Here is a 7284-nt window from a genome sequence, read left to right on the forward strand (position 1 = left end):
TCATCAGGAGCTGCACGAAGGCGTTGGGCACGTTGATCGCCGCGGACAGCACCTGCGGGTTCACGAAGAGGATGTAGCTCATCGTGAGGAAGGTCGTCAGGCCCGCCCTCATCTCGCGCGAGACGGTCGAGCCCGAGGCGCTCAGGCCGAAGTAGCGGTCGAGGCCGGAGGCGGGTGCGGAACGGGATGCGGAAACGTCGGACATGCTCGGTCTCCTGTCGGAAAGCCCTCGGCTTGGGGCAGGCCCTCGAAGGCTGGAGAACTCGGGAGAATGGAACGGCCACCCGAGCAGCCGACGTGGCCTGTCCGGGACGCAGTGGCCGTGACCTGATTCAAGCCGGGGGAGCGTCCCGGGCACGCGCGAGCCGGCTCACACGCCGACCTCGCTGGGGGTGGCGGGCCGTTCGTACACCTGATCGCCCTCCACCCAGACCCGGGCCACGTCCGCCTGGGTTCCCAGGGTGAAGAGGGCCGCCAGGGCGCGCTCACCACTCTCCGCGTGCCGGAGCACGGTCGCCAGCGTGCTGCCCCCCGGGGGGCGCAGGTACACCGCGTCGAAGGCCTTGCCCGCGCCGAAATCGCCCGTCCGGTCGTGCAAGTCGAGCGCCTGGGCGCCCGCGCGCGTCGCCAGGTACAGCAGGTGTGCCGGGGCGAGCGGCTGCCCCGCCTCGCCGAGGAGCTGCTGCATGAAGTAGGCCTGGAGCCCCTCCTTGAGCATCGAAAAGCCCGTGCCGCCCCCCACGTCGGTGCCCAGCGAGACGTGGACGCCCGCCTCGAGGTGGCGGCGCAGCGGGAAGAGGCCGCTTCCCAGAGACGAGTTGCTGCACGGGCAGTGCGCGGCGGTGCAGCCGCGAGCCGCCATCACGTCCAGCTCGCGCCCGGTCGGGTGGACGTTGTGGGCGAGAACGCTGTGGCGCGTCACCAGCCCGGCCCGCTCATAGGTGTCGAGGTAGTCGCGGGCGCCGGGGAAGAGCCCGCGCACCACCTCGATCTCGCGCGGGTTTTCGTTGATGTGGCTGGTGAAGCGCACACCCGGGAACTCGCCCGTCAGCGCCGCGCAGGCGTCGAGGACTCCCTCGCTCGCCGACAGGGCAAACCGCGGCGTGACGGCGTACAGGGCGCGGCCCGTCCCGTGCCAGCGTTCGATCAGCGCCTTCCCCTCGGCGTAGGCCCGCTCCGGTGTGGTGTGCAGTTCGGGCCTCAAGAGGCGGTCGGAGACGACCTGCCCGGCCACCACCCTCAGGCCGCTGCGGGCCGCCTCCCCGAAAAAGGCGTCCATCGCGGCGGCGTAGTGGCTGCCGAACACCAGGGCGGTCGTCGTGCCGTTCGCCGCGAGGGCGGACAGGAACTCGCGCGCAACCGCCCCGGCGTAGGTGGCGTCGGCCAGGCGCGCCTCCTCCGGCAGGGTGTTGCGGTCGAGCCACTCGAGCAGTCCCATCCCCAGCCCGCCCAGCACCCGGACCTGCGGGTAGTGGACATGGGTGTCCACGAAGCCGGGCAGCAGCACGCCGCCGCGCAGGTCCACGACCTCGGCGCGGGGGTGCGCGCCGCGCAGGTCCGGGTAGGGCGACGCGGCCAGGATGCGGCCCCCCTCGACGAGCAGGGCGCCGTCGTCCAGGATATGCAGCGCGTCCGGCGCGTCAAACGGGTTCCCAGGCGTGTGCATCAGGGTGGCGCGGTAGAGCTTCATGGGGTCCTCTGGGAGCCAGGGCTGACGGGCGCAAAGAGGCGGGCCGCCTCCTGAGGGCCGTGTTCGGCGGCTTCGAGAACCTGCCCAAGCTGCGCGGCCACGCTCAGGGCGATGACCGCCGGGCTCTTGCCCCGAATGCCGGGAAGGCCGATGGGCGTGGTGATGCGCTCCAGGCTGGTCTCGGTGTGCCCCACCGCCCGGAGCTGCTCCCGGAAGCGCGCCCACTTGACCTTCGACCCGATGAGTCCGGTAAATCCCAGATCGGGGCGTCGCAGGGCGGCGTCGCACAGGGCGGCGTCCTCGGCGTGGTCGTGGGTCATGATCACGAGGTGGGTTCCGGCGGGCAGCTCCGCCAGGGCCAGCTCGGGAACCGGCGCGTGATGGACGTGCAGGCGGGCCGGGCCGCCCTCCAGCGGGGCCAGCCGTTCGGGGGTGAGTTGCCCCGCCCGCGAGTCGATCAGGTGGAGGTCGACCTCCAGCCGCGCGAGGAGCCGCGCGAGTTCCAGGCCCACGTGCCCCACCCCGAAAACGGCGAGGTGTGGGCGCGCGGTCGCCAGGGGTTCGAGAAGCAGCGTCACCTCGCCGCCGCAGCACTGGCGCCCGTACTCGTTCGGGGCCCGGTCGGTCAGCCGCAGGGTGAGGAGTTCGGGGGCCGACGCCCGGCAGGCGAGCAGCGCCCGGGCACGCTCGACGGCGGTCGCCTCCAGGTTGCCGCCGCCCACGCTGTCCCAGCTCTCCGCCGGGCCAACGACCATCTTCGCGCCCGCCTCGCGGGGGGCATGTCCCCGGACGGCGGCGACGGTCACCAGGACACCCGGTTCGCCGCGTTCGGAGAGGCTTTGGACCGCTTCGAGCCAGCGCATGTCAGTCTGCCGCCACATGAGCGGGAGGGGTGGGCCGCGCGCTCGCCTGCCGCGCCTCGTCCAGCGCCCAGTAGACGGCCTCGGGGGTGGCGGGGCTGGCGAGGAGGGTGACGCGCCCCTCCGGCCCGAACGCCGCCGCCGCCTGCCGCAACGCCTCGCGCACGCTGATCGCCAGCATCAGGGGCGGCTCGCCCACCGCCTTGGAGCCGTACACCACCCCGCTCTCGGTGGCCCGTTCCAGCAGCGCCACGTTGAAGACCTCGGGCATCTCCGAGAAGCTCGGCAGCTTGTAGGTGCTCGCAGCCTGGGTGGCGAGGCGACCCCGGTGCGGCCCGCCCGTGGTGTCCCAGCGCAGGTCTTCGAGCGTCAACCAGCCCGCCCCCTGCACGAAACCGCCCTCCACCTGCCCCAGGTCGATCAGCGGCGAGAGGCTGTCTCCCACGTCGTGCAGGATGTCCACCCGGCGCAGGCGGTACGCCCCGGAAAAGCCGTCCACCTCCACCTCGCTCACCGAGGCGCCGTAGGAGAAGTACTTGAAGGGCTCGCCCTGCATGGTGGTGCGGTCCCAGTGCAGGCCGGGGGTGCGGTAAAATCCCGCCGCCCAGAGCTGGGTCCGCAGGTGGTAGGCGTCGTGGACGACCTGCCGGAAGTCCATCCCCAGTTCGGGGTGCCCGACCGGGAAGACGCGCCCGTTCTCGAAGCGCACGTCCTGCGGGTGGACGCCCAGCCCCCCCACCTTCGCCGCCACCGTGCTCAGCGACCCCGCCGCCACCGCCGCCAGCCGCCCCTTGATCTGCTCGCAGGCGTCCTTGATCGCCCCGCCGTTGAGGTCCGCGCCGCTGGAGGCCGCCGTCGCCGAGGTGTTGGGCACCTTGTCCGTCCGGGTGGGCGCGAGCCGCACGCAGGAGAGCGAGACGCCCAGGGCGGTCGCCGCGACCTGCATCATCTTCGTGTGCAGGCCCTGGCCCATCTCGGTGCCGCCGTGGTTGATCAGGACCGAGCCGTCCTTGTACACGTGGACGAGCGCGCCCGCCTGGTTGTACGCCGTGAAGTTGAAGGAGATGCCGAACTTGACGGGCGTGACGGCGAGGCCGCGCTTGACGTGCGGGTGGGCGGCGTTGAAGGCCCGCACCTCCGCCTGCCTGGAGGCGAAGTCCGAGCGGGACAGGAGGGTGGTCCAGAGGTCTTCCAGCCGCTCGGCGTGGCGCACGGGCTGGCCGTAGGGGGTGGACTCGCCGGGGCGGTAGAAGTTGCGGCGGCGCAGTTCGTGGGGTTCCAGTCCGAGGAGCGGCGCGCAGCGACCCAGAATGTCCTCGATCACCAGCATTCCCTGCGGCCCGCCGAAGCCCCGGAAGGCCGTCTGCGAAGTCTTGTTCGTCTTCGCGATCCGCCCGTGGACCTCGACGTGGGGGATGGAATAGGCGTTGTCGATGTGGCACAGGGCGCGGGCGAGCACCGGCTCGGAGAGGTCGAGGCTCCACCCGCCGTCCGAGGTCAGGGTGGCCTGGAGGGCGAGCAGATGCCCGTCCGCGTCGAAGCCGACCTTCCAGCGGGCGTGGAAGGGGTGGCGCTTGCCGGTCAGGGTGAGGTCCTGCTGGCGGTTGAGACGCAGCCTCACCGGGCGGCCCGTGAGCACCGCCCCCAGCGCGGCGATGGCGGCGTACCCGTGCGGCTGCATCTCCTTGCCGCCGAAGCCGCCGCCCATCCGCAGGCACTGGACCGTGACCTCGCTGCTGGTGCGGCCCAGGACGTGCGCCACGATCTCCTGGGTCTCGGTGGGGTGCTGGGTGCTCGACTGCACGAAGACCTGCCCCCATTCGTCCACGTGGGCCAGCGAGGCGTTCGTCTCCAGGTAGAAGTGCTCCTGCCCGCCGAACTCGAACTCGCCCTCGAAGACGTGGGCCGCCTGCGAGAGCCCGTAGGCGGCGTCTCCCCGGCGCAGGGTGGGCTGACCTCCCTGGAAGGACTCGGCGGCGACGGCCTCCTGAATGGTGACCAGGGCGGGCAGCGGCCCGTACTCCACATCGATGGCCTCGGCCCCCAGCCGCGCGGCCTCGATGCTCTCGGCGAGCACCCAGCAGACCGCGTGGCCGTGGTACATGACCTCGCTCGGGAAGAGCGGCTCGTCGTGCTTGACCCCCGCGTCGTTCACGCCGGGCACGTCGTCGGCGGTGAGGACCCGCACCACGCCGGGCACGGTGAGGGCGGGCGCGACGTTCAGCCGCGTCACCCGCGCGTGGGCGTGGGGGGCCTGGAGCGGCCACGCGTGGAGGAGGTTCTGGAGCCGCACCCCCAGGTCGTCGGTATACAGCGCGTACCCCGTGACGTGCGCTTCGGCACTCTCGTGGGGAATGGCCTCACCCACGGCGCCCACTGGGGGCCGTTCATGCAGGCTGGTCATCCGGTCACCTCCTGGGCGGTCTTCTCGAAGTAGAACTTCAGCAGGGCCTGTTCCAGCATCGCCGCGCGGTAGGGGGCGCTGGCGCGGTGGTCGCCAAGCGGCGTGCCTTCCCCCCGCAGCACGCGGGCGGCCTCGCGCACCGTCCGCTCGTTCCAGGGATTGCCGGTCAGCGCCTCCTCCGCCCCGCGCGCCCGCAATGGGGTCGCCGCCACGCCGCCCAGCCCGATGCGGACCGTTCTCACCACGTCGCCGTCGAGATCCAGGGCGATGGCGACCGCCACGGAGGAGATGTCGTCGAAGCGGCGCTTGGCGATCTTGTAAAAGCCGGTGACGGGGGCGAGGGGCAGCGGAAGCCGCACCGCGCGGATGAGTTCGCCGGGCTGGCGCTGCGTCTGCCGGTAGCCGGTGAAGTAGGCCGAGAGCGGCACCTCGCGTTCGCCCGCCCGGGAGGCCAGCACCACCCGCGCGTCCAGGGCGAGCAGCACGGGCAGGCTGTCCCCGATGGGGCTGGCGGTGCCCAGGTTGCCCCCCAGCGTGGCGCTGTTGCGAATCAGGCGCGAGGCGAAGAGGGGGAAGAGTTCCCCGAGCAGCGGCACCCGGCCCGAGAGCCGCCGCTCGACCTCCGAGAGGCTGAGCGCCGCGCCGATCTCCACGTGGCCCCCCTGCCACGCCAGGGTGCGCAGTTCCGGCAGCCCGTCGAGCGCGACCGTGACGGCGGCGCGTGAGTGGCGCAGATTCACGTCCACCGCCCAGTCGGTGCCGCCCGCCAGAAGCACGGCCCCGGGGTGCGCGGCGAGCAGGTCGAGCGCCTCCGCGAGCGTCGTGGGGCGCCAGAACTCGCCGCCGGGGGTGGTCAGGTGGGTGGCCCGCGGAACGGGGGCGGGCCGCTCGCGGCGGCGGGCGAAGGCGTCGCCTTGCGCCGGGCCGCCCAGCGCGAGCGCCGCGTCCTGAATCGGGCGGTAGCCGGTGCAGCGGCAGAGGTTGCCGCTCAGGGCGTGGATGTCGAAATCCGTGGCGGGCCGGTCCTCGCGGTAGTACTCGGCGGCCATGCTCACCACGAACCCGGGGGTGCAGTAGCCGCACTGCGATCCACCGCGCACGGCGAGTTCGCGCTGCACCGGGTGGAGGTTGCCCGGCGTCCCCAGGCCCTCGGCGGTGACGACCTCCTGCCCGTTCAGGGCCGCGAGCAGGACGAGGCAACTGTTCACCGACTCCAGCCGGGTGCCGCCGTCCTCGGCGGGACGGGCGACCAGGACGGCGCAGGCGCCACACTCGCCCTCCGCGCAGCCCTCCTTGCTGCCGGTCAGGCCCTGGTCACGCAGCCAGTTCAGCAGCGTGGTGTGGGGCTGGGCTCCGCGCGCCTCGCGGGGCACGCCGTTCACCGTCAGGGTGATGCTGTCCATGCTGGCTCCTTTCCTCCGGCGGTGAGTCGCCAAAAAGGCGTCCGCCTCGTGTCTGACACACGCCGACCGGGAGGGGTCAAGCGCATGGTTGACGCACGAGGCGGACCGCTGGTTATCCATGCAGAACAGTGGTCTGGGTTGTGACTACCCGGCCATAGTACTAAGACGCCTAATTGTTTGCAAGGGGTTTGGAGGGTGGAGTGGACACATGGGCCAGCAGCAAGTGGGCCAGCGCCCAAGGCGCTACCACCACGTCACCCCCTCGGGCAGCGCTGTGACCGTCCTGCGTGACGGGTAAGTTGACTGTCCTAGAGTCTGGGGAACAGGCGATCCAAGTTGAGCCGTGGACGTCTGCGGCGAGAATGAGAGATGGCGCGACGAGGGTACCCGAGTGAGGTGGATGATGAGACATATCCCTCCTTGCTGCCCCACTGGGCGCTGAGTCCTGAGGATGCGCCGCAGCGGAAGTATCCGTTGCGAGACGTGCTGAACGCACTCTTGTGGATCAGTCGAACGGGGGCACAGTGGGAGTATCTGCCGAACGACTTTGCCCCGCCCGAGATCGTACGATCCCAGGCGCAACGATGGTTTGCCGCTCAATGCCTCGAGAACGCTGTCCATGACTTGCGGCTCTTCACCCGGGCGCGCAGCAGTTCGGAGATGTCGTTCGCAGCGGTCTTCTTGGGGCGCGGACAATCTGTCGCAGCCCCTTCCAGGTGACGGGCGAGGGGCACGTTCCCGGCACGGCGCTGCGTGCTGGACCCTGCGCCGGGTCGCGGCGCTCAGGTGAGGGCCACACCTAGAGGCTGGATAGAAGGCAATCCAAGTTGAAGGCGCGGACTCTGGGGCTAGCAGAATGAGGAATGGTCCGGCAAGGCTATCCGAGTGACGTGGACGACGAGACGTACCATTTCCTGCTGCCCTATC

At 71.3% G+C, this 7284-nt stretch carries 4 protein-coding genes and 2 pseudogenes; 1 reads left to right on the forward strand and 5 read right to left on the reverse strand.

All coding sequences use genetic code 11. From position 1 onward, the window contains the following. The 5 genes and pseudogenes from A7B18_RS20700 to A7B18_RS20720 form a co-directional block, all read right to left on the reverse strand. Window positions 1–205, reverse strand: a pseudogene (locus tag A7B18_RS20700) (NCS2 family permease); the annotation flags it as partial. Between the two features lie 165 nt (window positions 206–370). Then, on the reverse strand, window positions 371–1690 hold the full coding sequence (gene guaD / locus A7B18_RS20705) for a guanine deaminase (protein WP_102128560.1): 1320 nt from the start codon (window positions 1688–1690) through the stop codon (window positions 371–373). Then, window positions 1687–2553 carry a xanthine dehydrogenase accessory protein XdhC gene (gene xdhC / locus A7B18_RS20710; RefSeq protein WP_102128561.1) on the reverse strand — a complete coding sequence of 289 codons (867 nt, stop codon included), beginning with the start codon at window positions 2551–2553 and terminating at the stop codon, window positions 1687–1689. Before xdhC ends, guaD begins: the two co-directional genes overlap by 4 nt. A 1-nt stretch (window position 2554) precedes the next feature. Next, a complete protein-coding gene (xdhB, locus tag A7B18_RS20715) occupies window positions 2555–4954 on the reverse strand; it encodes a xanthine dehydrogenase molybdopterin binding subunit (RefSeq protein WP_102128562.1) in 2400 nt (799 codons plus the stop codon). Then, entirely contained in the window at window positions 4951–6357 is a 1407-nt protein-coding gene (locus tag A7B18_RS20720) for a xanthine dehydrogenase small subunit (RefSeq protein ID WP_102128563.1), read from the reverse strand. The genes xdhB and A7B18_RS20720 overlap by 4 nt, the downstream gene beginning before the upstream one ends. A 369-nt stretch (window positions 6358–6726) precedes the next feature. Between A7B18_RS20720 and A7B18_RS20725 the strand changes: the two are divergent. Beyond that, window positions 6727–7145: pseudogene (locus tag A7B18_RS20725) on the forward strand (transposase); the annotation flags it as partial. Between the last annotated feature and the right edge of the window lie 139 nt (window positions 7146–7284).

This window comes from Deinococcus planocerae, assembly GCF_002869765.1.
In the GTDB taxonomy this organism is placed as follows: domain Bacteria; phylum Deinococcota; class Deinococci; order Deinococcales; family Deinococcaceae; genus Deinococcus; species Deinococcus planocerae.

Bases quoted from the DNA above. Each gene is read 5' to 3' on its own strand.
- guaD (WP_102128560.1), bottom strand. From the start codon at position 1,690: ATGAAGCTCTACCGCGCCACCCTGATGCACACGCCTGGGAACCCGTTT.
- xdhC (WP_102128561.1), bottom strand. From the start codon at position 2,553: ATGCGCTGGCTCGAAGCGGTCCAAAGCCTCTCCGAACGCGGCGAACCG.
- xdhB (WP_102128562.1), bottom strand. From the start codon at position 4,954: ATGACCAGCCTGCATGAACGGCCCCCAGTGGGCGCCGTGGGTGAGGCC.
- A7B18_RS20720 (WP_102128563.1), bottom strand. From the start codon at position 6,357: ATGGACAGCATCACCCTGACGGTGAACGGCGTGCCCCGCGAGGCGCGC.